Source organism: Heyndrickxia sp. FSL W8-0496 (assembly GCF_038007825.1).
In the GTDB taxonomy this organism is placed as follows: Bacteria; Bacillota; Bacilli; order Bacillales; family Bacillaceae_C; genus Heyndrickxia; species Heyndrickxia oleronia.
The window spans coordinates 5,119,162-5,145,072 of the sequence record NZ_JBBOXX010000001.1 but is presented as its reverse complement, the minus strand read 5'-3'; the positions used below and the strand labels follow the sequence as shown (position 1 = coordinate 5,145,072).

24 protein-coding genes are annotated in these 25,911 nt (G+C 34.3%); 20 read left to right on the top strand and 4 right to left on the bottom strand.

The genetic code is table 11. The annotated features are described in order from the left end of the window. From NST63_RS26000 to NST63_RS25975, 6 genes are all read left to right on the top strand, one after another. On the top strand, positions 1-1,407 hold the full coding sequence (locus tag NST63_RS26000; RefSeq protein ID WP_212944963.1) for a sensor histidine kinase: 1,407 nt from the start codon (positions 1-3) through the stop codon (positions 1,405-1,407). 128 nt (positions 1,408-1,535) lie between these two features. Beyond that, positions 1,536-2,555 carry a DUF3231 family protein gene (locus NST63_RS25995; RefSeq protein ID WP_212944964.1) on the top strand — a complete coding sequence of 340 codons (1,020 nt, stop codon included), beginning with the start codon at positions 1,536-1,538 and terminating at the stop codon, positions 2,553-2,555. Between the two features lie 275 nt (positions 2,556-2,830). Continuing rightward, positions 2,831-3,211 (top strand): GntR family transcriptional regulator, encoded by a 381-nt coding sequence (locus NST63_RS25990; protein WP_058005076.1) that lies wholly within the window; start codon positions 2,831-2,833, stop codon positions 3,209-3,211. Next, the gene (locus tag NST63_RS25985; RefSeq protein ID WP_058005075.1) at positions 3,208-4,080 is read left to right on the top strand and encodes an ABC transporter ATP-binding protein; all 873 of its coding nucleotides are present in this window, start codon (positions 3,208-3,210) and stop codon (positions 4,078-4,080) included. The genes NST63_RS25990 and NST63_RS25985 overlap by 4 nt, the downstream gene beginning before the upstream one ends. After that, on the top strand, positions 4,068-4,697 hold the full coding sequence (locus tag NST63_RS25980; RefSeq protein ID WP_212944966.1) for an ABC-2 transporter permease: 630 nt from the start codon (positions 4,068-4,070) through the stop codon (positions 4,695-4,697). The genes NST63_RS25985 and NST63_RS25980 overlap by 13 nt, the downstream gene beginning before the upstream one ends. 339 nt (positions 4,698-5,036) lie before the next feature. Continuing rightward, entirely contained in the window at positions 5,037-6,413 is a 1,377-nt protein-coding gene (locus NST63_RS25975; protein WP_341044086.1) for an amino acid permease, read from the top strand. Between the two features lie 62 nt (positions 6,414-6,475). Here the strand turns inward: NST63_RS25975 and NST63_RS25970 are convergent, their stop codons facing one another. After that, positions 6,476-7,531, bottom strand: a complete 1,056-nt coding sequence (locus NST63_RS25970) for a DctP family TRAP transporter solute-binding subunit (protein ID WP_341044085.1) — start codon at positions 7,529-7,531, stop codon at positions 6,476-6,478. A 99-nt stretch (positions 7,532-7,630) separates the two neighbouring features. On the opposite strand from NST63_RS25970, the gene NST63_RS25965 reads away from it, so the two are divergent. The 3 genes from NST63_RS25965 (at position 7,631) to dctP (ending at position 11,313) form a co-directional block, all read left to right on the top strand. Continuing rightward, the gene (locus NST63_RS25965; RefSeq protein ID WP_341044084.1) at positions 7,631-9,223 is read left to right on the top strand and encodes a sensor histidine kinase; all 1,593 of its coding nucleotides are present in this window, start codon (positions 7,631-7,633) and stop codon (positions 9,221-9,223) included. Between the two features lie 3 nt (positions 9,224-9,226). Beyond that, positions 9,227-9,910, top strand: a complete 684-nt coding sequence (locus NST63_RS25960) for a response regulator (protein WP_212944970.1) — start codon at positions 9,227-9,229, stop codon at positions 9,908-9,910. Positions 9,911-10,032: 122 nt separating this feature from the next. Beyond that, complete coding sequence (gene dctP, locus NST63_RS25955; RefSeq protein ID WP_212944971.1) at positions 10,033-11,313, top strand: C4-dicarboxylate transporter DctP; 1,281 nt, start codon at positions 10,033-10,035, stop codon at positions 11,311-11,313. 560 nt (positions 11,314-11,873) lie between these two features. Here the strand turns inward: dctP and NST63_RS25950 are convergent. After that, on the bottom strand, positions 11,874-13,064 hold the full coding sequence (locus NST63_RS25950; protein ID WP_212944972.1) for a coenzyme F420-0:L-glutamate ligase: 1,191 nt from the start codon (positions 13,062-13,064) through the stop codon (positions 11,874-11,876). 230 nt (positions 13,065-13,294) lie between these two features. On the opposite strand from NST63_RS25950, the gene NST63_RS25945 reads away from it, so the two are divergent. The 4 genes from NST63_RS25945 (at position 13,295) to NST63_RS25930 (ending at position 18,043) form a co-directional block, all read left to right on the top strand. Further along, positions 13,295-14,191, top strand: a complete 897-nt coding sequence (locus NST63_RS25945; protein WP_212944973.1) for a LysR family transcriptional regulator — start codon at positions 13,295-13,297, stop codon at positions 14,189-14,191. Positions 14,192-14,451: 260 nt separating this feature from the next. Beyond that, positions 14,452-15,726, top strand: coding sequence for a cytosine permease (codB, locus tag NST63_RS25940; RefSeq protein WP_341044083.1), 1,275 nt, complete (start codon positions 14,452-14,454; stop codon positions 15,724-15,726). Continuing rightward, on the top strand, positions 15,716-16,984 hold the full coding sequence (locus tag NST63_RS25935) for a cytosine deaminase (protein WP_212944975.1): 1,269 nt from the start codon (positions 15,716-15,718) through the stop codon (positions 16,982-16,984). Before codB ends, NST63_RS25935 begins: the two co-directional genes overlap by 11 nt. A gap of 384 nt (positions 16,985-17,368) precedes the next feature. Beyond that, positions 17,369-18,043: a YdeI/OmpD-associated family protein gene (locus NST63_RS25930; RefSeq protein ID WP_341044081.1), complete on the top strand. Its 675-nt coding sequence runs from the start codon at positions 17,369-17,371 to the stop codon at positions 18,041-18,043. A gap of 325 nt (positions 18,044-18,368) precedes the next feature. Here the strand turns inward: NST63_RS25930 and guaC are convergent, their stop codons facing one another. Beyond that, positions 18,369-19,352, bottom strand: a complete 984-nt coding sequence (guaC, locus tag NST63_RS25925; RefSeq protein WP_212944977.1) for a GMP reductase — start codon at positions 19,350-19,352, stop codon at positions 18,369-18,371. A gap of 382 nt (positions 19,353-19,734) precedes the next feature. On the opposite strand from guaC, the gene NST63_RS25920 reads away from it, so the two are divergent. From NST63_RS25920 to NST63_RS25910, 3 genes are all read left to right on the top strand, one after another. Continuing rightward, a complete protein-coding gene (locus NST63_RS25920) occupies positions 19,735-20,490 on the top strand; it encodes a GTP pyrophosphokinase (protein WP_212944978.1) in 756 nt (251 codons plus the stop codon). Between the two features lie 11 nt (positions 20,491-20,501). Further along, positions 20,502-21,104 carry a TetR/AcrR family transcriptional regulator gene (locus tag NST63_RS25915; protein ID WP_212944979.1) on the top strand — a complete coding sequence of 201 codons (603 nt, stop codon included), beginning with the start codon at positions 20,502-20,504 and terminating at the stop codon, positions 21,102-21,104. 155 nt (positions 21,105-21,259) lie between these two features. Next, positions 21,260-21,616 carry a c-type cytochrome gene (locus tag NST63_RS25910; RefSeq protein WP_212944980.1) on the top strand — a complete coding sequence of 119 codons (357 nt, stop codon included), beginning with the start codon at positions 21,260-21,262 and terminating at the stop codon, positions 21,614-21,616. 58 nt (positions 21,617-21,674) lie between these two features. On the opposite strand, the gene NST63_RS25905 is transcribed toward NST63_RS25910, so the two are convergent. Continuing rightward, positions 21,675-21,935 carry a hypothetical protein gene (locus NST63_RS25905; protein WP_058006120.1) on the bottom strand — a complete coding sequence of 87 codons (261 nt, stop codon included), beginning with the start codon at positions 21,933-21,935 and terminating at the stop codon, positions 21,675-21,677. Between the two features lie 178 nt (positions 21,936-22,113). On the opposite strand from NST63_RS25905, the gene tatC reads away from it, so the two are divergent. From tatC to NST63_RS25885, 4 genes are all read left to right on the top strand, one after another. Beyond that, positions 22,114-22,857: a twin-arginine translocase subunit TatC gene (gene tatC / locus NST63_RS25900; RefSeq protein WP_212944981.1), complete on the top strand. Its 744-nt coding sequence runs from the start codon at positions 22,114-22,116 to the stop codon at positions 22,855-22,857. Positions 22,858-22,893: 36 nt separating this feature from the next. Further along, complete coding sequence (gene tatA, locus NST63_RS25895) at positions 22,894-23,091, top strand: twin-arginine translocase TatA/TatE family subunit (RefSeq protein ID WP_212944982.1); 198 nt, start codon at positions 22,894-22,896, stop codon at positions 23,089-23,091. 157 nt (positions 23,092-23,248) lie between these two features. Further along, on the top strand, positions 23,249-24,016 hold the full coding sequence (locus NST63_RS25890) for a gluconate 2-dehydrogenase subunit 3 family protein (RefSeq protein ID WP_212944983.1): 768 nt from the start codon (positions 23,249-23,251) through the stop codon (positions 24,014-24,016). Between the two features lie 28 nt (positions 24,017-24,044). Next, positions 24,045-25,760: a GMC family oxidoreductase gene (locus tag NST63_RS25885; RefSeq protein WP_212944984.1), complete on the top strand. Its 1,716-nt coding sequence runs from the start codon at positions 24,045-24,047 to the stop codon at positions 25,758-25,760. Positions 25,761-25,911 lie beyond the last annotated feature (151 nt).

The following is a 25,911-nucleotide window of genomic DNA, read 5'->3' as shown; positions in this document are numbered from 1 at the left end:
ATGAAATGGAAGCTGACGGGAAGGTATTTGTTATCGGTTGTATTGGTTGTTATCCTAGTAGTTTTCATTAATATTGCTATTGCTTTAACCTTGCTCGTGGTTCAGTCAATTTTTGACATACCTTTATTACAAGAAAAGGAATCTTCTCCTGAACAATTTACTAGACAGTTTCAAAATAACATAGTCGTCTCGAATTCTGACGTGTCAATTACCGAAAAGGGAAAAAAAGAGCTTAATAAAAAGAAGGCTTGGATACAAATATTAGACGAAAATGGCAAAGAAATTTATGGTTATAAAGAGCCAGAAAAAATTAAGAAGAAATACACTCCTTCTGAAATTATTCAAATGTATAAGTATAGGGAAATTGATGCGAATACGACTGTTTATTTAGGAGAAAGAAAAGAAAATGGTAGAATATACAGTTACTTTATTGGAATTGACAATCCTAGATTAAATAAAGTTATTGTCTCATTGGACCTTGGAAATATTTTTCATGTCTTTAAATCAGGAACTTTTATAATTATCATTGATATTCTTATTGCTTTATTGGTCGGGTATTTTTTCAGTAAGCGTCTAACCCAGCCATTATATACTTTAATGGATGGGATAAAAAGGCTAGCAAATAATGAATTCTATATAAATGATCAACCTAAAGGAATTTATAAAAATGTATTTGATAATTTAAACCATTTATCCGACCAATTAAAAGTGAATGAAATAGAAAGAAATAAATTAGATACAATGAAAGAAGAATGGATAGCAAATATTTCGCACGATATAAAGACCCCGCTGTCCTCAGTTCAAGGCTATGCTGAAATGATAAAGGATCCAGAATATGACTTTACCATGGAGGAGATAAGGGAATATGCAGAGATTATTGAAACGAAATCACATTATATTAAAGAGGTAATTGAAGATTTAAATTTAACGACACGAATTAGGAATAAAGAACTTTCGTTAAATAAAAAGCGGATAAATATCGTGACATTACTGCGTAATATTGTGATTGACATATTAAATGATCCGAAATATTCCGATCGAGATATCCAGTTTCATGTAAAAGAAGAGAAAATCATGCTTGAGGTGGATGAAACTCTGTTTCATAGAGCGATCAATAATTTAATTTATAATGCCATTGTCCATAATGAACGAGAAGTAAAAATCATTGTAAGTATTGAAAGAGCAGAACACACGCATATTGTAATAAAAGATAATGGTAAAGGGATAAAGAAGGCCGAGCTGAACAGAATCTTTGATCGTTATTACCGTGGAACCAATACGGGAATGGCACATAAAGGCTCAGGACTAGGAATGGCGATAGCTAATGATATTATTAAAGCCCATGAGGGAGAAATTACGATCAACAGCGAAGTTGGTCATGGGACAACACTTGAAATTCATATTTAGAACTTTAAGTAGGGACAATTTGTCTCTACTTTTTTTATTCCCTTAACATCTTAACTTGCATAATTTTACATATTTATTAAAAGAAAGGAAATAATATCGATAACAAATATGTAAGGGGCAATGTACACATGGCTAATGAAAAGATAAAGTTGACATCTGCCGAGATCGCTAGTATTTGGACAGGATATATGAACGATAGTTTGTCAAAATGTATACTAGGTTATTTTTTGCAGCATGTTGAAGATAAGGAAATTCGTTCTGTTGTTCAATTTGCTTATGACTTATCATCTGCCCATATTGAAAAGTTGAAGGAAATTTTTCAGCAGGAACAAATTCCATTACCTATAGGTTTTACAAGTGAAGATGTTAATCTGAATGCCCCAAAGCTATATACTGACATGTTCATGCTTACATATATACTAAATATGGGTAAAGCTGGTTTACTTGCATATAGTGGATTTTGTGCGATGTCTGCAAGAAAAGATATTAGAGATTATTTTAGGGAGGGGCTTAAGGAAACATCCGACCTTTTTGATAAAAGTTCAGAGATCTCCTTATCGAAAGGTATATTTGTAAGAGCTCCTTTTATAGCTTATCCTTCAAAAACAGATTATGTAGATACCCATAAATATTTAAGTGGCTTTTCCTTTTTTAGCAAACAACGCCCATTAAATTCAGTTGAAATCGCCCATTTATATACGAATATTCAAACCAATTTGATGGGAGCAAAGCTAGCAACTAGTTTTGCTCAAGGCTCACCCAGAAAGGATATTCAACAATGGATGCTAAGAGGTAGAGATATATCAGAAAAGCACATTCAGGTTTTTACAAAAGCGTTGCTTAGTAACGGTATTCAACCACCCGTATCATCGGATATTAGTATTACTGATTCGATCACCCCTCCGTTCTCAGATAAGCTAACGATGTTTCATATGAGCCTGTTAAGTGCAACAGGGACGGGAAATTATGCTACTGCTGCCGCAGCAAGTCAGAGAAGTGATCTTATAATAAATTACGAAAGGCTATCACTTGAAATTGCACAATATGCGAAAGATGGAGCAGATATTATGATTAAATACGCATGGTTGGAGCAGCCGCCAGGTACCCAAGATAAAGATAAATTGGTAAAGAAAAAGGAACAGCAATAATGAAATATTCCAATGACTGCATGAAGAAAGATAGGCAGATATAAACTTCGAACATGATGGAGGATCGATGTTGATCTTCCTATTTTTTTGACGTTCATTTTTCAAAAACTATTACGATTCGGTACAGTTAAATTCCCCAGCTTCGTATAGTTTGTTTCTTTTGTAAAAGCCAGTAGTGGGTTGTTAATCAAGCAAAATCGAGAAAAAGGATATTGACGGATGTGTATATAGTGTATATATTATATATATACGGTATATAAGGTGCTGAAAAATAAATGGATATAATTATATCAAATACATCTAAAGATCCCATTTATCAACAAATCATTAAGCAAATTAAAGAGCTTGTACTAAAAGGAGAGTTACTGGAAGGAGATTCTCTTCCGTCTATTCGCCAATTAGCAAAAGATTTGCAAGTAAGTGTGATTACAACGAAACGAGCCTATGAAGAGCTAGAAAATGAAGGATTTATCGTTTCAATTGTTGGTAAGGGATCATTTATTGCTAGTCAAAATCAAGAGTTGTTAAAAGAACGACGCTTAAAAATTATTGAAGAAAAAATATGTGAAATTATTGACGAAAGTAAACTTATTCATTTTTCGAAAGAAGAGCTCATTGAATTGATTAATATATTGTATGGGGATGATCCAGAATGACGAATGTAGTTGAATTTAATCATGTATCAAAATCCTTTAAAGATTTTTCGTTAAAAGATGTAACCTTTTCTATTAAAAAGGGGTATATTACGGGGTTCATTGGCTCTAATGGTGCTGGAAAAAGTACAACCATTAAGCTACTCATGAATCTATTAAAAAAGGATAGTGGTGACATTACGATTTTCGGACTTGATCAAAACAAATATAATCAAGAGATTAAAAGTCGTATTGGTTTTGTGTATGATGAGAATTGCTTTTATGATACTTTAACCATTAAAGAACTAAGGAAAATCATTGCCCCGATGTACCCGAAATGGAATGATGACCTTTTTTATAAATATGTCGACCAATTTCGTTTACCGGAGAAACAGCAGGTTAAAAGCTTTTCCAAAGGAATGAAAATGAAATTGGCCATCGTATTCGCTATTAGTCATGATCCAGAATTTATAGTAATGGATGAGCCAACCTCTGGACTAGATCCTGTATTTAGAAGAGAAATATTAGAAATTTTACATGAAATTATGTTAGATGAACAAAAAACGATTTTCTTTTCCACTCATATAACTACCGATCTGGATCGAATTGCTGATTATATTACTTATATCCATAAGGGACAAATTTTATTTTCAAAGGAACGTGAGGAACTACTTGCTGAATATGGGATAGTCAAAGGGAAAAATGATTTATTAGATAGAGATACAGAAAAAGAGTTTGTTAGTATTCGGAAGACAGGTGTTGGTTTTGAAGCATTAACTAGTAATGTGAAGAAAACAATGAATCTTTTCGGCGATGAGGTTTTAATTGAAAAGCCTAGCCTTGAGGATATTATGTACTATACAGATAAGGGGAATTTGTCATGTACTCATTGATTTTAAAAGATATTCTTATGTTGAAAAAGATGTTATTACTGATTGCAGGATTTATAGCCTTATTTTATTTTTTAGAGAACCCTCCTGTAATGGCCATATCATTTGCAGGAATCATTTTCATTTCCAGTACAGGGAGTTTTGAAGATCGTAGCAATTCGCATATTATGTTAAATAGCTTGCCTATTCATCGTAAAAGTATTATCTCTTCCAAATATGTTGGGGCTATTTTGTTTGGAATATTTGCGACAGTATTAGCGACACTATTTCAAATGATATTTTATTTTATATTGGATGCATATGATAAGCCGCTACCAAATGCAAATCAATTAGTGTTGAGTATGGTAATCATCCTTTTATTTTCGGCTCTGTATTTTCCAATATTATATAAATTTGGGGAAAAATACACGAGGATCATCCTTATGATTGTTATTTTTGGATTTATTATTTTTGGGCAAATGGCGATGTATGCTTTAAAAGGTAATATAGAAGTGTTTCAATTATTTCTTAATCAATTTACAATTACTCAGTTAACGATTGCAGGTTTTGCAATTACAATCATCGTCTTTATATTTTCTTGGCTAGCAACGATAAAAATATATGAGGCTAAGGATTTTTAGGTAGTCAACTAATAATCGAACACAAAAGCTGCGGGGAATTTTTTTTCTGCAGCTTTTTACTATGCTCAAATTCACTTAAAATATTAAAATAATATTTAGGATATTTTGAAATAATATTAAAATATTGTTCGGATATATATTTATTAACAAAACTGTTTTTCTAGAAAATACAATTGTATTTTTGGTTGTTAATTATTATTATAGAATAAACGATTTGAATGTTTAAGATAATTATTTAAAGCAAGTGGCTATTCATAAGACTTCTTCAAATCTTTAAATAAGTGATATCAAAAAATGAATGACAGCACGTAAAGCTTTTTAAAGGGAGAGAGGATTCAAATGGCAAACAAAGAGTTAAAAAGAGGTTTAGAAGCTCGTCATATCCAAATGATAGCGTTAGGGGGTACCATTGGTGTTGGTTTATTTATGGGGTCAGCCAGTACGATTAAATGGACAGGGCCATCTGTATTGTTTGCCTACGCTATTTCGGGGATATTTATTTATTTGGTCATGCGTGCTATGGGAGAAATGCTGTATGTAGAGCCTAGTACTGGATCATTTGCGACCTTTGGACATAAATATATTCATCCACTGGCGGGGTATTTAACTGCATGGAGCAATTGGTTTCAGTGGGTCATTGTTGGGATGTCAGAAATCATTGCGGTTGGGCAGTATATGCAGTATTGGTTTCCGGATCTACCTGGCTGGATACCAGGTATAATTGCCATGCTGATTCTTGGTGCCGCAAACCTGATTTCTGTCAAATCCTTCGGAGAAATAGAATTTTGGTTTGCAATGATTAAAATTATTACGATTGTATTGATGATTGTCGCAGGATTTGGTCTGATTTTCTTTGGTTTAGGTAATGGAGGGAACGCCATTGGCTTAGAGAACTTATGGAAACATGAAGGTTTTTTTACTGGTGGCTGGTCTGGCTTCTTCTTTGCACTATCTCTTGTCATTGCTTCTTATCAAGGAGTTGAACTTATAGGGATTACAGCCGGTGAAGCAAAAAATCCACAGCAAACACTAACAAAGGCTATTAAAAGTCTGATATGGCGTATATTAATTTTTTATATTGGTGCAATTTTTGTGATTGTAACTGTTTATCCATGGGATCAGTTGAATTCAATCGGCAGTCCGTTTGTTGCCACATTTGCGAAGGTAGGGATTACTGCCGCTGCTGGTATTATCAACTTTGTTGTCATTACAGCAGCAATGTCTGGCTGTAATAGTGGGATATTTAGTGCCGGACGTATGCTTTATACGCTAGGAGTGAATGGACAAGCACCAAAAGTGTTTACAAAGGTAACAAGTAGTGGGGTGCCCATATACGGAACAGTCGGTGTTATGCTAGGCTTAGCGATTGGTGTGGTTCTTAGTTATATTGCCCCTGAGAATCTATTTGTCTATGTATATAGTGCTAGTGTGCTTCCCGGTATGGTGCCATGGTTTGTTATTTTAATTAGTCAAATTCGATTCAGGAAGGAAAAGGGAGCAGAAATGGTAAACCATCCATTTAAGATGCCTTTTGCTCCTTTTACAAACTATGTAACGATTGCCTTTTTAATAATGGTTTTAATAGGTATGTGGTTTAATGATGATACACGAGTATCACTTGTCGTAGGGATTATTTTCTTAGCTCTTGTAGTCATCAGTTATTATGTATTAAGTATTGGACGTCGTTCTTCCAAAGTTGATAAAGAAAAGAAATAAATCCCTCAATTTTTATCCAATCCAGTAAGGGGATCGATCGCTCTTCTCCCTTTATTGGATGTTTAATGATCGTACTGATCCCTAAGTTTTTTCATTTCCTCTACTAAGTCTTTACCTATAATCGGAGCTAGTTTGTCATATAACGGATATAGCTTTTTTGTCCACACTTTTCTTTCCTCATCGGTTAATTCATGTATTTGAATAGAAGATTTTTTTCGAATGAGCTGAAGCTGCTCTTCATTTAATTTTTCTGCTTGTTGTTGGTTCCAGGCAGTTGTTTCTGCCATTGCCTCAGTTAAAATCTGTTGAGTTTGTTCCGATTGCTTATTCCAAAATGATTGATCCATTAAAACAACATAGCCTAGATAGCCGTGATTACTGATTGTCAAATACCTTTGAAGATTATAAAATTTCTTTGAATAGATATTTGATAATGTGTTTTCTTCTCCATCAATCTCTCCGGATTGTAAGGATTGAAAAGTAATATCAAATGCTTGTTGAATTGATTTTGCATCAAGTTGGTCGAATTGAGATTTTAAAACCTGACTTTGCATAATTCGAAAGGTTTGTCCTTTTATATCATTAGGAAAAATGATCGGTCCTTTATTGGATGTGAATTGTTTAAAACCATTTGTCCAGTAGGCTAGCCCTTTCATTTGGTCCTTTTCTAATGATTGTAATAACAGATGGCCAATTTTCCCGTTTAAACCTTTCTGAACAGCTTCATAATTAGGAAAGGCAAATGGTAAATCAAGTACCCCCCATTTACTAGATAAGGATCCAAGCTTTGATGTAGAAGGAGCGATAATTTGAATTTTATTTTCCTTCAATGCACTGATTTCCTCAATATCGGAATACAGCATCCCGTTTGGAAAAACTTCTACTCTAATTTTTCCATCGGATTTTTTATAGACAATATCCGCAAATTTTTTAGCAGCCAGCCCTTTTGGGGTGTTTTCAGCGACCACGTGGCTAAACTTAAGAACAATTTGCTCGTTTAATCCTTCTTGTTCAGAATCATGAACCAGTTTATCATGAGGAAAAATGTATTTCATACCAAGTAGGAAAATAAAGATGACAATCAAAATTGAAAATAAAAGTACCATCCATTTTCTCATATGACTTTTCCTCCTTAATTGTTTGAAAAATTGCCCCTTTATAGAATTTTACTATAAAAAAGAAGAATTTATCATATCGGTGATAGAAGGTGATGACAAATGAAATTAAAGCAATTACCTATTCGTTGGAAAATGACCATTTTATCTTATGCCATCGTCGTTTTTTCTTTACTAGTAGGCGGGACCTTCTTAATTGCTGATATTCAAAAAACAAAGGAACAGGAAATACAAACAAGTATTATGAATACCGCTAGAACTGTAGCGGAGCTTTCGGATGTAAAAAAAGAGGTTCAAGCACCTGATGGTTGGGAGCGATTAAATCCTTTGATCGAAGAGATTCGGTTGATAAATGAAGAGGATTATATTGTCGTGATGAATATGAATCGGGTTCGTTACTCACATCCGGTAAATAAACTATTAGGGACGGCTTCTACAACTAATGATGAAGAAGCAGCATTTGCGGAACATAATTATATTTCAAAAGCACGTGGTGAGGTTGGTACATTTCTAAGAGCCTTTTTTCCAGTTAAGGATCCAGATTTGAACCAGATTGGGGTCGTTGTTGTTGGTCATAGGTTACCATCATTTTTCGAGATTTTTACTGACTTAAAAAAGGAAATGCTTATTATCACCGTTCTTACATTATCAGTAGGGCTAGTTGGATCATTTCTGCTTGCACGTCATATTAAACAGCAAATGTTTCATTTGGAGCCACATGAGATTGTCCGTATTTTAAATGAAAGAACAGCCACCTTTCATTCAATGCATGAAGGGGTAATTGCCATTGATTATAATGAAATCATTACTATTTTTAATGAGAGGGCTAAGGCGATTTTTTCCGTTGTTGGTGATGTAGTTGGCAAACCAATTAGAAGTGTATTGAATGACACACGGCTTCCTGAAATTGTTGAAAATAATCAAGCAGTATTTAATGAAACCATTATTGTTAGTGGGAAAACGATTGTTAGTAGTAGAATTCCTGTATTGATAGACAATCGCGTTGTAGGAGCTGTAGCTATCTGTCAAGATCGCACAGAAGTAGTAAAGATGGCTGAAGAATTAACCGGAGTAAGGAATTTTGTTGATGCATTAAGAGTTCAAAATCATGAACATATGAATAAATTACATACAATTGCTGGTTTAATTCAGCTTGGCAAGTCGGAGAAAGCATTGGAATTAGCTTTTGAAACCTCAACTAAACAAGAGAATTTAGATCAATTTTTAAAGGATTCAATTAAAAATGATGCGATTGCCGGACTATTATTAAGTAAAATAAGAAGAGGAAGAGAATTGGGAATAGAGGTTTCAATTGATCCTAACAGCTATTTAACTACCTTCCCATATCAGATTGACCAGCATGATTTTGTTGTGCTCTTAGGTAATTTAATTGAAAATGCCTTTGGCTCATTTATGCATATTGAAAGAAACGTGAAAAAAGTTGAGATCAGTATTGAGCAGTCTGAAGATATTTGTGCCATTTTAATAGAGGATAATGGATGTGGAATCCCAGAAAGTGATCTTCCTCATATATATGAAAAAGGTTTTACGAGAAATAAAAAAAATGGTTCTGGAATCGGCCTATATTTAATTAAACAAGCGGTTGATAAAGGAAATGGAGATATAATGGTTACATCAGTATCAGGGGAAGGGACAAGCTTCACAATTACTTTTCCTATGGGAGTAGGTGTTTGATAAATGTCAAATAAAACAATCAAAGTACTGTTAATAGAAGATGATCCAATGGTACGTGAAGTGAATAAAAGTTTTATTGAAAGTATTGATGGCTTTGAAATAGTAGGACAAGCTGGTGATGGCGAAGAAGGGCTTCGAATAGCTTCAAATAAAGATATTGATGTCGTCATTTTGGATATTTTTATGCCTAAGTTAGATGGGATTCATACATTACAAGAATTCAGAAAACAGAAATGGGATATTGATGTCATCGTTGTGTCTGCTGCCAAGGATAATGAAACCATTAATAGTATGCTTCAGAACGGTGCAATAGATTATATCATTAAACCATTTAAGTTTGAAAGAATGAAGAAATCATTAGAGAACTATCGCTTTTATAAAAACTCATTGAATAAAAGTAAGACATTTTCTCAAGAGGAATTGGACGCGATGATGAATGTCCGCCAAGAAACTAGGAGCAGTGGTACCCTCCCAAAGGGATTAAATATGTTCACATTGCAACAAATTACAACCTTTATGAAAGGAGAAAGTGTATCAAAGTCAGCGGAAGAAGTGGCAACTGCTGTTGGTATTGCGCGTGTGACTGCTCGACGTTATTTAGACTATCTAGAAAAAACAGGGGTCATTCGTTTAGATGTACAATATGGCAGTGTAGGTCGACCAGTTAACCGATATGTTATGAATTAGACAGCTATCTTAAGACCAAAAAGACCAAAATGTCCTATATGAACACAAACTTCCTCGTTAACAAAGAAAGCGTTATCATCAACTTACAAGAAAATTCAATTTTCAGAGAAGGGATGTATACGATGAAGGGGAAGCGCATATATAAAAATTTAACCGTCCAAGTTTTAACTGCTATATTCATTGGGGTCATCGTTGGTTTAGTATGGCCTGATGTTGGGAAACAAATGAAGCCACTTGGAGATACATTTATAAATGCAGTAAAAATGCTCATTGCACCAATCATATTTTTGACCATTGTTTTAGGAATTGCAAAGATGGGGGACATGAAGAAGGTTGGTAAGGTAGGAGGAAAAGCAATCATCTATTTTGAGATTGTAACTACACTTGCACTTATCATTGGTTTGCTCGTCGTCAATATTTTACATCCTGGGTCAGGATTGGATCCAGATAAACTTCCGAAGGGGGATATCTCCCAATACACAAGCGATGGAGAAAAATTGAATTGGGTTGATTTTCTTACCCATATTGTACCTCATAGTATGGTAAGTGCCTTTGCAGAAGGGGATATATTGCAGGTTCTATTTTTTTCTATCCTATTTGGTGTTGGTTTAGCCGCATTAGGTGAAAAAGGGAAAAGTGTCATCGACTTCTTTGATAAAATTTCACAGGTATTCTTTAAAATTATTGGATATGTTATGAGAGCGGCCCCTATTGGAGCATTCGGTGCAATTGCTTATACCATTGGAACATTTGGTCTTCAATCATTAGTTCCATTAGGAAAACTAATGATCTCAGTTTATGTTACAATGTTCCTGTTTATCTTTGTCGTTTTAAATTTAATTTGTCGGAAATATGGATTTAGTTTATGGAATTATCTACGTTTTATTAAAGATGAATTATTAATCGTATTAGGTACAAGTTCTTCTGAATCTGTTCTACCTAGAATGATGGATAAAATGGAGAAGTTTGGCTGTTCTAAATCTGTAGTTGGTCTGGTTATTCCAACAGGCTATTCTTTCAATCTAGATGGTACATCTATCTATCTAGTAATGGCCACAGTATTTCTTTCACAAGTTTTCGGTATTGATTTGACGATTGGCCACCAAATAACTATTATATTGATTCTGATGCTAACATCAAAAGGCGCAGCAGGTGTAACGGGTAGTGGGTTTATTGTATTGGCTTCAACGCTTTCAGCTTTACACATTATCCCTATTGAAGGATTAGCCTTATTATTAGGGGTTGATCGTTTTATGAGTGAAGGCAGATCAATCGTAAATCTTATTGGAAATGGCGTAGCAACGATTGTTGTGGCAAAGAGCGAAAAAGAATTTGATGAATCAAAACATGCAGAAGCAATTACGGAAATGAACCAAATGAAACAAGCAACCACAAGTATATAAGATATGGGATCAATTCTCCGCGATATAATAAATCGTAGGAGGAATGGTCCTTTTTTATTTCGTTAAAGAACATAGTAAGATACGATTTTGCATCAAATGGTTTAAAAGAATGAAGTTTGAAGCGAATATATTGGAAAAGGAAATAAATAGAATGGCTAAAGGTATTGAGAAAGAGTTTGGTGTACAATGTGAACTTACCTAAACACCAGATTATCCACCATTATATAATAACCCTGAGCTAACAGCCTTAGTAGCAGAAAGTCTAAGAAATATAGACGACGATAAAGATATTAAGGAGATAAAGGAATTCCCTGTACTAGCACCTTCAGAAGACATTGCCTATTATGCGGAAAAATTCCCAGCTTGTTTCTTTTATATCGCTTGCTCTCCAAAGGGAGTATCCGAACCTTAGTTTAATCCAAAATTTGATATAGATAAAGATACACTTTTAGTAGCAGCGAAGGCAGTCGGCCAAGTGGTTTGTGAATACTATCAATTGAACTAATTTGTAAATAGATAAAAGTTGTTGTCTATAAGACAACAACTTCGGGTAACTAGATTTATTTTGTATAATTATCGAAATATCCTTGAATAAAGATAATCGGTGTACCTTTATCTCCACTTCCAGAGGTTAAATCAGATAATGATCCTATAAGGTCAGTTAGCTTTCTTGGTGTAGTACCTTGTGCTTCCATTGCCCCTGTAAGATCGGAATCTTTATTATCGATGTATTGTGAAATGGCTTGTTTTAATTCTTCGCCCTTTAAGTGAGCAAAATTATTATCTGCAAGATATTTTAGTTTTACTTCATTCGGTGTTCCGTTCAATCCTGCTGTATAAGCTGGTGAAACAACTGGATCTGCAAGCTCCCATATCTTACCGACTGGGTCCTTGAAAGCTCCGTCTCCATAAATCATGACCTCTACGTCTTTACCTGTTTTTTCCTTTATTGCTTGTTGGATGTTATCAACGACTGGTTGACAGTTACGTGGGAAAAGCTTCACACTTTGTTCTGTTGACTTGTTTGATCCAAGCAGACCGTAATTTTCATTATATCCACTACCATCAATAGACTTAGATAAGATGTTATCTAGGCTAAATATTTTTTCTCCGCCATTTGCTTTTAGAATTCTCTTTGTTCTAAATCTAGAATGAATATCACAAGTAAGGACATTTTTTGTATAATCCAAAATTGTTTTTGGATTATTTGAGAAAATTACTTCACATTCCACACCGTATTCTTCGATTAATGATTTATAGTAATCAATATAATCTACACCAGTAAATGGGTGTTTATTGTAGCCGAAATACTCCCTGAATTTTTTTTCTGTTAATACGTCAGTCCAAGGGTTTACACCTTTTTCATCAAGTATTTCAAGATCTACTAGATGATTTCCTACCTCATCAGAAGGGTAACTTAGCATAAGAACAATTTTCTTTGCTCCCTTTGCAATACCGCGTAAAACAATAGCAAAACGATTACGGCTTAAAATGGGGAAAATAACACCAACTGTATCTTCACCAAATTTTTCTTGAACATCCTTGGCAATGTGATCAATGGTTGCATAATTTCCTTGAGCACGAGCAACAATAGACTCTGTCACTGTTACGATATCTTTATCATTAATTGCAAAGCCTTCCACTTCTGAAGCCTTTAACACGCTATCAACAACAATTTCTTCAATATTGTCACCTTGGTTGATTATAGGACAACGAAGTCCTCTAACAACTGTTCCAACTACTCTTTCCAAAATAATCTCTCCTAGTAAAGTGTATTTGAAAGTCTCTCTAAAAACTTGGCTACATTTTCTACTGCCTAATTTTACTTATTGTTTAAGTAGAAAAGAGCACGATATCATCTATATTTTGGCTTTAATCTACATATGAAAAGCCAATGGAAAATACCTACTTGTAATATACCTCTTTCTAATGTTATAAGTGAAATTAATATCTTTAATATTAGATATAAGGAGAATTTATAATGATTGGTAAATTGGATTTATATAAAGTATTTTGTAAGGTAGCACGTTGCAAAAGCTTTTCAAAGGCTGCAAGAGACCTATATATGACCCAACCAGCTGTGAGCCAAGCAATTATGCAATTAGAAAGAGAGCTTGATACAAGATTGTTTAACCGGACACCAAAAGGGGTGTCTTTGACTAATGAAGGAAACTTATTATTTGAGTATGTTTATTCGGCAATAAATTTAATTAATGTTGGTGAAGAAAAGATACTAGAATTTAAAAATCTTACAACAGGGGAATTAAGGATTGGTGTCGGTGATACGATTGCTCGATATTTCTTACTTCCGTATTTTGAACTGTTTCATAATCAATATCCAAACATTAAATTTAAAATTGTAAATGGTACAACGATAGAGCTATGTTCTTTATTGAAATCGGGTGAGGTAGATTTAGTCATTTGTAATCTCCCTCTTGAAGACTCAACTCTCTTTATTAGATCATGCATTGATATTCATGATATTTTTGTTTGTGGAAAGGACTATAAACATCTTGTATCAACTCCAAAACGGCTTGAAGAATTAGTTAAGCTACCGTTGATATTATTGGAAAGAAACTCCAACTCGAGAAAATATGTAGAAGATTATATGCTATCAAAAGGATTGCAGATCTCGCCGGAAATTGAATTAGGTTCCCATGATTTATTATTAGAACTTGCCAAAATTAATCTAGGCATAGCATGTGTGACAAAAGAATTTTCTCAAGAGTATATAAATAAAGGATTGTTATATGAAATTCCCCTCATTGAGGAAATCCCAAAACGCTCCATTGGGGTTTGCTCTTTAAAAAGTGTGCCATTATCACCTTCTTCAACAAAATTTGTGGAAATATTGGAAAGAGAATTGAAAGATGAATAGGATATGCAACCGTATATTGACAACAAAATAAGTTATTGTCATAATAAGATTAATTGAAATATTGGTACCTTTAATTCAGTCCAGAGAGGCTGACAAGGACAGCGGAAATTATAATTAAACACTAGTGGTGTAATTAGATTACACCCTTCTGTTTGATTATAAATAGAAGGGTTTATTGTCAGATGACGGCAATAAACCCTTTTTTTAGTTTATAGGCTTGTTCAAAGGACCATTTTCAAATCAACTTTGGGGGAATACGTATGGAAAAAGTGGACTTGGAATTTTCATTACAGCCTGTACCAAAAGGGCATCGAAATGGTTTTTGGAAGATTCTTGCTGTTATGCTTGGATTTACATTTTTCTCAGCTAGTATGTGGTCTGGTGGAACATTAGGGAACGGTTTATCATTTACTTCATTTATTTGGATTGTGTTAACGGGTAATTTGATCCTTGGGATTTATACTGGTGCATTAGCCTATATTGCAGCAAAAACAGGGCTATCCACCCATTTGTTAACCAGATATGCTTTTGGAGAAAAAGGATCCTATCTATCCTCTCTTTTATTAGGAATTACTCAAGTAGGTTGGTTTGGTGTAGGTGTGGCAATGTTTGCTGTTCCTGTCCAAAAAGCAACAGGTCTGAATGTGTATTTATTAATTTTTATTTCAGGAATTTTAATGACGATTACCGCAATTTATGGAATAAAGGCTTTGGCAATACTAGGTGTAGTTGCTGTGCCATCTATAGCAATCTTAGGAAGCTATTCTGTACTAGAGGCAACAGAAAAGGCTGGTGGATTTCAAGGGTTAATGGACTATCAACCTTTAGAAGTGATGGGAGTAGCCACTGCGTTAACAATTTGCATTGGATCCTTTATTAGTGGTGGAACACTGACGCCTGACTTTGCTCGATTTGCTAAGTCACCGCGGTCTGGCGTTGTTTCAACGGTTATTGCCTTTTTTCTTGGTAATTCGCTAATGTTTCTATTTGGAGCAGTCGGTGCGATCGTTTATGGTAAGTCAGATATATCTGATGTGATGTTTCTGCAAGGGTTAATCATTCCAGCGATTATCGTATTGGGCCTAAATATTTGGACAACTAATGAAAATGCTCTATATGCATCAAGTTTAGGATTCGCAAATATTACTAAAATATCAAAAAAGAAAATTGTCATTTTTAATGGTCTGGTCGGAACAATAGCAGCTATGTGGTTATATAATAATTTCGTTGAATTTTTAACAATACTTGGATCGATATTACCATCAATTGGTGCCATTATTTTAGCAGATTATTTCCTATTGAATCGGGGCAAATATAAGAAATTCGAAGCGATGAAATTTAAAAACGTTAATTGGATTGCTATCATTGCATGGATTATAGGTGTAGCCGCCGCAAACCTCATACCGGGTATTCCTCCTATTAATGGGCTTATTGGAACGGCGATTGTATACCTTATTTTAATGAAATTGGTATCCAAACGTGTGAATAATGAACAGGTACAAGAATTGAAGGGAGAGCTAATGAATGATTATTAAACAGGCAAAGCTGAGAGGAAAAGAAGGACTTTGGAACATCGTTGTTCAAGATGGAAAGATTAGTAAAGTAACAGAATCATTGGATGATGTTTCAGGTCATGAAATTTTTGATGTAGAAGGGGCTCTTGTACTTCCTCCTTTCATTGAACCACATATTCATTTAGATACGACCTTAACTGCTGGTGAACCAGAATGGAATAAAAGCGGTACATTATTTGAAGGGATTCAAAGATGGTCACAAAGAAAAGAAACATTAACACATGAAGATGTGAAAACAAGATCGAAAACAGCATTGAAATGGCAAATTGCTCAAGGAATTCAACATGTTCGCACACATGTAGACGTAACAGATCCCAGTTTAACAGCATTAAAGGCAATGCTTGAAGTGAAAGAGGAGATGGCTCCTTATGTAGATATTCAACTCGTTGCATTTCCGCAGGAAGGAATTCTTTCTTATCCAAACGGAATAGAGCTGCTTGAGGAAGCACTAAAAATGGGAGCAGATGCTGTGGGAGGAATTCCACATTTTGAATTTACACGTGAATATGGTGTGGAGTCCTTAAAAAAGGCCTTTGAACTAGCTGAAAAATATGATCGTTTAGTAGATATTCATTGTGATGAAATAGACGATGAACAATCCCGCTTTGTAGAGGTAGTTGCCAAAGAGGCTTATGAGCGTGGGATAGGTGCTCGAACGACTGCAAGCCACACTACTGCTATGGGATCTTATAATGATGCTTATACGTACAAGCTTTTTAGATTATTAAAGCTTTCTTCTATTAATTTTGTATCGAATCCTTTAGTCAATATTCATCTTCAAGGGAGATTTGATTCGTATCCAAAAAGAAGAGGTTTAACGAGAGTAAAAGAATTACAAGAAGCAGGCTTAAATATTTGTTTTGGACATGATGATATCTTTGACCCATGGTATCCACTAGGAACAGGAAATATGCTTCAAGTATTACATATGGGGATTCATGCTGCACAGTTAATGGGATATGATCAAATCGTAAACTCCATTGATTTAATTACTAATAATAGTGCAAAGACTTTACAAATTGAGGACGCCTACGGAATTGAAGAAGGAAAACCAGCTAATTTTATTGTTTTATCTGCAGAAAATGAATATGAAGCCATTCGTAAACAGGCAACCGTCAGATATTCCTTTAGAAATGGCAAGATCATAGCTGAAACGAAGCCAAGTGAAACAACTGTATCCTTCGGAGAAAGTACGGAAAAGGTAAATTTTAACAGATAATGAGGGAGGCACAATTTGTGCCTCTTTTTTAATCGATAGGAAGGTATACCATTCAATCGAGTTTAAAAAGTTATATTGCTCGATATTTTTGTCCATTTCTAATAGCTAGCCCCCTTTATGTCAACTAACCTAGTGTCGATTTTACCCGTTTGAAACATATGGGTTGTTGGGTTCAACATACAATCTATACATTTCTAGGCTCTAGCTACGTATATACTTAGCGATATATTTGAAACTTTTAATAGATTGAGAAATAGCAGGATCCTTTCTTTGTAAAATTCCTACTAGAAAAGTAATACGGTTGTTATCTTGAATATTTTCAAGTATGGTATAGAAAAAAAGCATAGGAACAACAAAATAATAAAATGAATGGGTGAATCGAGGATGTCTAAAACGATTGTAGAAAAATTAAATTTAACTAAATATGCAAAAGTAGCAGTTTTAAATATGCCTGGAGATAAAGATTATCTATCCGGACTAAAGGGCTACAACATAGAGCTTAACGATAATACTTATGATCTTATTTTTGCTTTTGTATTAGATATGGAATCATTACAAGCCATGGTACACAAAGTAATTGAAGGGAATTATTTGAATGAAAAAGGCTATCTCTTTTTGGCTTATCCAAAAAAGGGGAATAAAGTATACCCAACTTATATCCATCGTGATGAGTTATTGAGTGGATTAGGTGCTGACGATCAGGGCTATATTGGAACAAGCAATATTAAATTTGCACGAATGGTAGGTTTAGATGATGTCTTTACGGTTGTTGGTTTAAAGGAGGCATCTCGAGAGAAAACAAAGCCAAAGACTACAGCGAGCCAGTGTGTAGATGATTATGTTGCAATGATTCCAGAAGTTGAAACAGAATTAAAAGATAATCCTGATTTACTTGCCTTTTATCAATCTCTTACTCCTGGTTATCAAAAGGATTGGGCACGTTATATATACAGTGCAAAGCAAGAAGCGACTAGGAAAAAACGTCGTGAGGAAATGAAGCAGATACTTAGAGAGGGGTATAAGAGTAGGGATCTCTATCGTAGGGATAGAATGGAGTGATTTTTCCCCTATTTAAATGAATATATGACATGTGTACTGTGTTGGAGCATGTGTTTATTTTACGCGGGTAAGAAGCTATCTGACCAAGAAGGGCAATGAAAACAATTCTTTCTATGGGGTTCATACATAACATTGGACAGCCCTCTTTTTTTGAACCAACAGTCTAATTTCATCCCGTTAAAATGGAGGTTATTGTCATTCATTCTCTCTCCTGTTCATTTGAAATATCCTATTGTCATATATATTTCAAGAGGGAGAACAAATATCACAAAAAAATTTAGAATAGCATAGAAAAGGGACACAAGAGCTGTGTCCCTTTTACTAGTTAATATACTTTATCTCCATTGAAAATCGAATTCTTAACGACTACATAATCTACATTTCGAATAGCATCTAGTTTATTTCCTCCGGCATACGAAATAGAGGATTGTAGGTCTTGTTCCATTTCTATTAATGTATCGATTAAAGATCCTTTGTGTTCCACAAGCATTTTTTTGCCTTCTACATTTTTTCTCTCACCTTTTTGAAACTCTGATGCTGACCCAAAATATTCTTTATAAAGTTTCCCATCTTTGTTAATAGTTTCTCCAGGTGATTCTTCATGACCGGCAAACAATGACCCAATCATGACCATTGAGGCACCAAAACGTATTGATTTGGCGATATCGCCATGTGTACGAATTCCTCCGTCAGCAATAATTGGTTTGCTGGCAGCTTTTGCACACCATCTTAGTGCAGCTAATTGCCAGCCGCCAGTTCCAAATCCGGTTTTTATTTTTGTAATACAAACTTTCCCAGGACCAATTCCAACCTTTGTTGCATCTGCTCCTGCATTTTCTAGTTCTCTCACTGCTTCAGGGGTCCCCACATTTCCAGCAATAACAAAGCTTTGAGGTAAATGCTTCTTAATATGTTGAATCATAGCGATTACAGCATTGGAATGCCCGTGTGCAATATCAATAGTAATATAATCAGGTATAAGATTAACATCAGCTAATTGTTGGATGAAAAGATATTCCTCTTCCTTTACTCCTACACTTATGGAGGCAATTAATCCACGTGATTTCATATCTTTAATAAAATCAATTCTTTTCTCAGGCTGAAAGCGGTGCATGATATAAAAATAACCGTTTTCTGCTAAATAAATTGCGATGTTCTCATCTATAATGGTTTGCATATTTGCAGGCACCACTGGGAGTTTGAAGGTATGTTCACCTAATTTAATTGTTGTATCACATTCAGATCGACTATTTACAATACATTTTGCGGGTATTAATTGAATATCTTCGTAATCAAATACATTTTCCATCGTTAACACTCCTATAGACGAATATTATATATATCAATCATTAAAATCGTTCGTATATTATGTAATTTACCTTAAAATTGTCTTTCTGTCAAAGTATTTACTAATTTTATACGAGTAATCCTTAAAAAAGGATAAGAAAATGTGAGGGATTGACAAATGACACTGTGTCATTTATTCTAATTATAGATTGAAGTGACAATGTGTCATATTGAGGTGGGAAGATGAAAAACGAGAATAAATATTTAAAGAAGCTAATGAAGCTGATAGAAGATTTGAAATTACAGGGGATCAATGTCTCCTTGTGTAAAAGACCCAGTATAAAAAGTGAATAGAGCGGGAAGATTAAAAAGTTAATAATATATTAACTATTAAGGAGAAATATATGGAAGTAAAAGAAATCATCGATTTGCCAAAAATGAAATCTTTAAAGCAAGATCTAATTCGCTTTATGATGTCTTATAAATTTGCATTAAGTGAAGTAAATACAAAAATAGATATTTTAAAGCAGGAATTTCAATATATTCATGATTACAATCCTATTGAACATGTGTCATCACGTATCAAGTCCCCTGAAAGCATATTAAAAAAGGTTTATAAGAAAGGCTGTCCTCTCTCGTTATCTAGTATAAGGGAAAATATTAGGGATATTGCTGGAATTCGTATCACCTGCTCGTTTATATCTGACATTTATGAAATAAGCAACATGCTACAGAAACAAAAGGATATAACAGTTATTGAATGTAAGGATTATATCAAACATCCTAAACCAAATGGATATCGTAGTTTACATTTAATTATCCAGATTCCTATCTTTATGTCAGACAGAGAGGATCATATTTTTGTAGAAATTCAAATCCGCACGATTGCAATGGATTTCTGGGCAAGCTTAGAACATAAAATATACTATAAGTGTAATAAAGAGGTACCACAAAAAATGAAAGACGAGCTTAAACATGCGGCTGATTCATCTGCCTTACTAGATAAAAAGATGGAAAAAATCCATAATGATATGAACAAGCTAAAGGAAAGCATTGAGATTGAGGAGAATATGCAGGAGCTTCAAATCAACGATGACAAGTTCCATCTTCCATCTGCTTTTTTAACGAATGATATACATGAGGAAAATGATAAGAAATAGGAGAGTAAAAATTGCCGAAACTAACTTTTTTTAATTTACCAGAGATTAAGAAACAAACATTAATTCATGCTGCTAAACAGGAGTTTTCAAGAGTGCCATTGTTTGATGCTTCCATTGCTAATATTGTAAAGGCAGCAGGAATTCCTCGTGGTAGTTTTTATCAGTATTTCGAAGACAAAGAGGATGCCTTTTTTTATTTATTAAATGAACATTCAAAAAGTAGGAAGCAACAATTTATTTTCTTCTTAAATAAATATGATGGCGATATTTTTAATACAATGGCTGAATTTTATCAATTGATGATTAAAGATGAGGAGGATCTCAATTTTTTAAAGAATGCCTTTTTAAATATGACGCACAAAATAGAACGTTCTTTTGAGAAGATGGTTAGTGATAATGAAAGCAATGGGAATTTTAAAGAAATTAGTTCGATTATAGATAAAGAACAATTGAATATTACGAATGACGGGGAGCTAGTCCATGTACTGCAAATTATAATGGCAGTTACATTACGAAATATTGTAGATAATTTTGCAAAAGACCTACCCTATGAGGTGGCGGTAAATAACTATATGATTGAAATAAATTTATTAAAAAAAGGTTTATCGAAATAATTTTAAAGCAGGAACGATAGATTTCCACTACTTCTTATTAATTATTTTAGTATAACGAATTTTTTGATAAATTATTTTTTCTTTAGCACCAATTATTGTTGCGTTATAATAGGAAAGTTCGTAATACTAAATATTTTAATTAAGGAGGTTTTAACATGAAAAAGACATGGATTTCTTCGGTAATCAATCTTGTTCTTTTAGTATGTTTGGTATTTGTACTGTTTATATACAAGGGACCACAACCTTCACAAACAGCAGCAAATGCTAGTGCGCATGGAACAACTGCTTCAGCTGGTGATCCGGAAGGGATTGTTAAGAAAAATTGTATCACTTGTCATGGAGATAACTTACAAGGTGGAGCTGGACCAGAGCTGGCTAAGATCGGATCTAAGTATGACCAAGGTGAGATCGAAAACATTATTAATAATGGAAAGAATGGAAGAATGCCTGCTGGTCTTATTTCTAAGGATGATGCGAAGAGTGTTGCTGAGTGGTTATCACAAAAGAAATAAGTGCTACATATTAGAAGAACCTGACCCCAAAGGGGATCAGGTTCTTTTTTTGTAGTTTCTAGAAAAAAGATGTCCAATTAAATACAACCGACCATACAAGGGTATTTAATACTAGACCTGTGATTAAAAGAGCCCAACTATTTTTCTTCTGCTCCCAACATGCAACGATAACTGCTAAACCAATTGGGACCCCTATAAACGCTAACCATGGGAATGTGTCATTGGCTTTGAAAAGATAAATTGCTAGGCTTGCTGTTAATAATATTGATAATAGAATTTCACTGAAGAGAGAAAGTTCAGCTTTATTGTGAGTAGACATTGTATTTCTCCTTGCAAAGAATTTTTTGTTAATTGTTAATTATCTTTAAAAAACTTTTTTTCTTGATTTAGTGATTTTTCGATTCAATCGGCGTATAATGTTTTTTGTTATTTCGTTTTCCTAAATATAAGTATACTATTTTTTTATCCGTTTAAAAAGGAGTGAGCTCTAATTTAATATGGAACAGGCAAATCATCAAAATGATCAGGAACATGTACTTGTTTCGCATCTGACTGAATTAAGAAAACGGATGATCATCGTTATTGTTTTTTTTATACTTTCTTTAATATTAGGATTTTTCGTATCTTCTACCATTTTAAACTTTATAAAAGATCAACCATCTGCGGTGGATATAGAGTGGAATGTATTTGGATTTGGAGACGGAATTACCATCTATTTAAAATGTGCACTTATTGTTTCAGTATTAATCACTTTACCTGTTGCTTTATATCAAACGTGGAAATTTGTAAAACCAGGATTAACTGAACAGGAGAAAAAAGGTACATTTATTTTTATTCCGATTTCATTTTTCTTATTTATTCTTGGCGTAGTTTTTAGTTATTTTGTCTTGTTCCCGATGATGCTTCAATTTTTAACTAAAATCAATCAGACAATCGGAGCAACAGAAACATATGGAATTAATCAGTATTTTAAGCTGATGTTTGGAATTATATTTCCAATCAGTATTATGTTTGAGTTGCCTGTCATCGTCATATTCCTTACGAAGGTTGGTATTGTAAATCCGAAGTTTTTACGGAAAATCAGAAAAGTGGCGTATATGGTGCTAGTTGTTATAGCTGCAGCCATAACTCCACCTGACTTTGTATCGGAAATATTAGTAAGCATTCCTTTACTTATTTTATTTGAGATTAGCATTATTTGCTCAAGCTCAATTTATAAGAAAAAAGTAAGAGATTCATAGTATTAATAATATTTTAATTTTAGGAGTGAATTTTTCATGTTTAGTTCAATTGGAGTTCCAGGACTTATTATTATTTTAGTTCTTGCATTAATTTTATTCGGACCTGCTAAATTACCACAACTAGGAAAAGCAGTGGGGGATACCCTTAGAGAATTTAAAAAATCAACAAAAGAGGTTGTTGATGAAGTAACAGAGCCTTTTGAATCAGAAGAAAAAAAGGAAACAAAAAATTAATTTTTATTCAGGTATTTAGTATTTCATTTTTACACAATGATGAAATTCTAACTCCATAGTCCCAACAAACAGTAGCTTTAACTCAATATTGTAACGAGTTAAGATTATTCTTTTGTTAAATCAGATTATTTAGTAATGATAATTGGGGGTTTTTTGTGTGTCAGATAAAAAAAATCAAAATGGTGTACAAGATAGTTCAAGACGTGTTTTCTTGAAAAATTCCGGATTGACCGTCGGTGGAATCATTGTCGGTGGTGCATTAGGTTCTCTGATTGGGAAAAAACCTAGTTCAAAACCAGCATCAACAATGAGCGGTGGCCATGAAATGTCTGGTTCATCTAATCCGTCAAGAGCATTGATGTATTTTACAAAACAAGAGGATTTTACGACAATTGAAGCTGCAGCAGAACAGATTTTCCCAAAAACGGATGTTGGGCCGGGAGCAAAAGATCTAGATGTAGCTTATTATATTGACCATCAATTAGCAGGGAACTGGGGATTAAACACAAAAGAATATATGTCTGGTCCTTTTTCTCCAGCTGATTCTGTTCCTGAGCTAGGATATCAAACACATCTAAAACGACATGAAATATTTGATCTTGGAATTCAAGCTTTAAATGATACTGCACAGAAGAAACATAAGAAGAAGTTTCATGAGCTTGAAGGCGATCAACAGATTGCTATTTTAAAAGATTTTGAAGCAGATAAAGTAAAACTTAATGGTGCAACTACGGCGAGTAACTTTTTTGCTTTATTAAGAAAGGCAACCATTGAAGGAGTTTATGCTGATCCAATGTACGGCGGAAATAAGGATATGGCTGGTTGGAAAATGAAAAAATTCCCAGGACACCAAATGTCTTATAAAGATATTATCCAAAAAGATTCATTGGTAAAGATGGATCCTAAAAGCTTAAGCTCTATGTGATAAATTTTCTAATAGAAGGTGACTAGTGATGGCAAAGAAATTACCAAAAACGGATGTAGTAACGGTTGGTGTAGGCTGGGTTGGTGGTATTATCGCTGCTGAGCTTACAAAAAAGGGATATAAGGTAGTAGGTCTAGAACGCGGAAAAGGTCGTTCTACGGAAGATTATTTAAAAGTACATGATGAATTACGTTATGCTCAACGTTATGAATTAATGCAGGATTTATCTAGAGAAACAATAACTATTCGTCATGATTTGAAGAAAAAGGCATTACCATATCGCGAATGGGGTGCATTCCTGTTTGGTGATGGATTAGGTGGTTCTGGTGTTCACTGGAACGGACAAACGTATTTATTTTTACCATATGATTTTGAAATTTATTCTAAAACCGTTGAACGTTACGGCAAGAATAAAATTCCTAAAGGCATGACAATTCAAGATTGGGGAATAACTCATGATGAATTATTGCCTTACTATAATACATTCTTGAAAATGTCAGGTATTTCTGGAGAGCCAAACCCATTAAAAGGTTCACCACAATACAAATATCCGACAAAGCCAATGCTTGATAGCCCAGAAATGAAATTATTTAAAGATGTAGCGAATAAACTTGGATATCATCCATATAGTATGCCATCAGCCAATCTTTCAGAAAACTACACAAATCCAGACAATATTAGTCGTGGTGCATGTCAATATTGCGGTTTCTGTGAAAGATTTGGTTGTGAGTATGGAGCCAAAGCAGATCCTGTCGTAACTGTTCTCCCAGTTGCTGAGAAGACTGGTAATTATGAACTACGTACACATTCTGTTGTTCGTAAAGTTTTACATAGTGGTGGGAAAGCTACAGGTGTGCTATATGTTGATACTCGTACGGGTGAGGAATATATTCAAGAGGCAGAAGTAGTTCTACTATCTGCTTATCAAATGAATAATGTCAAGATCATGTTAAATTCAAATTTAGGTAAGGCTTATGATCCAAAAACAGGACGAGGTGTAATTGGTAAAAACTATGCATATCAAGTAAACTTTGGTGCTTCTACTGGATTCTTTGATAATGAATACAATGCATTTGCTGGTGCAGGAGCATTGGGCGCTAATCTTGATGATTTTAACGGAGATTTCTTTGATCACTCTGATTTAGACTTTATTCACGGGGCTAATATTAGATATGGCCAATCTGGAAATCGTCCAATTCAAAATAACGCTACACCTGCAGGTACACCTACATGGGGTAAAGAATTTAAAGATGCATCTGTTAAATATGCGAATCGTACCATTTCAATCGGTGCACAAGGTGCTTCTATGCCGTGGCAAGACAATTATTTGGATTTAGATCCAACATATAAAGATGCCTTTGGTGACCCACTTATTCGTATGACATTTAACTGGAAAGATCAAGATAGGCAATTAAGTAAATTTCTTGGTGAGAAGACTGCAGGAATGTTAAAAGAAATGGGAGCAACAAAAGTTAATCAAGGTGGCCAAAAAGTTGGCAACTTCGATGTTCGAAACTATCAATCTACTCATAATACTGGTGGTTCAATTATGGGGGCAGATCCCGAAACAAGTGCTCTTAATAATTACTTACAAATGTGGGATTGTGAAAATGTATTCTCAGCAGGTGCGAATGCTTTTGGGCATAATTCCGGCTATAATCCAACAGGAACAGTAGGTGCATTAGCATACCGTGCCGCAGAAGGTATTGAGAAGTATCTTAAAAAAGGCGGTTCACTAGTTTAATTTTCAATTGATGAAAGCAAACTGTATATTTATCCAAGGGTCTGTGCTCACATGTGGGGCCAGACCCTTTTAGTTTTTATAGTCCTTGGTTTGTTCTTTTGTAAAAGCTCTGCTACTGGTTCTCCCCCCCCCCTCGATATAGGGTTCAGCT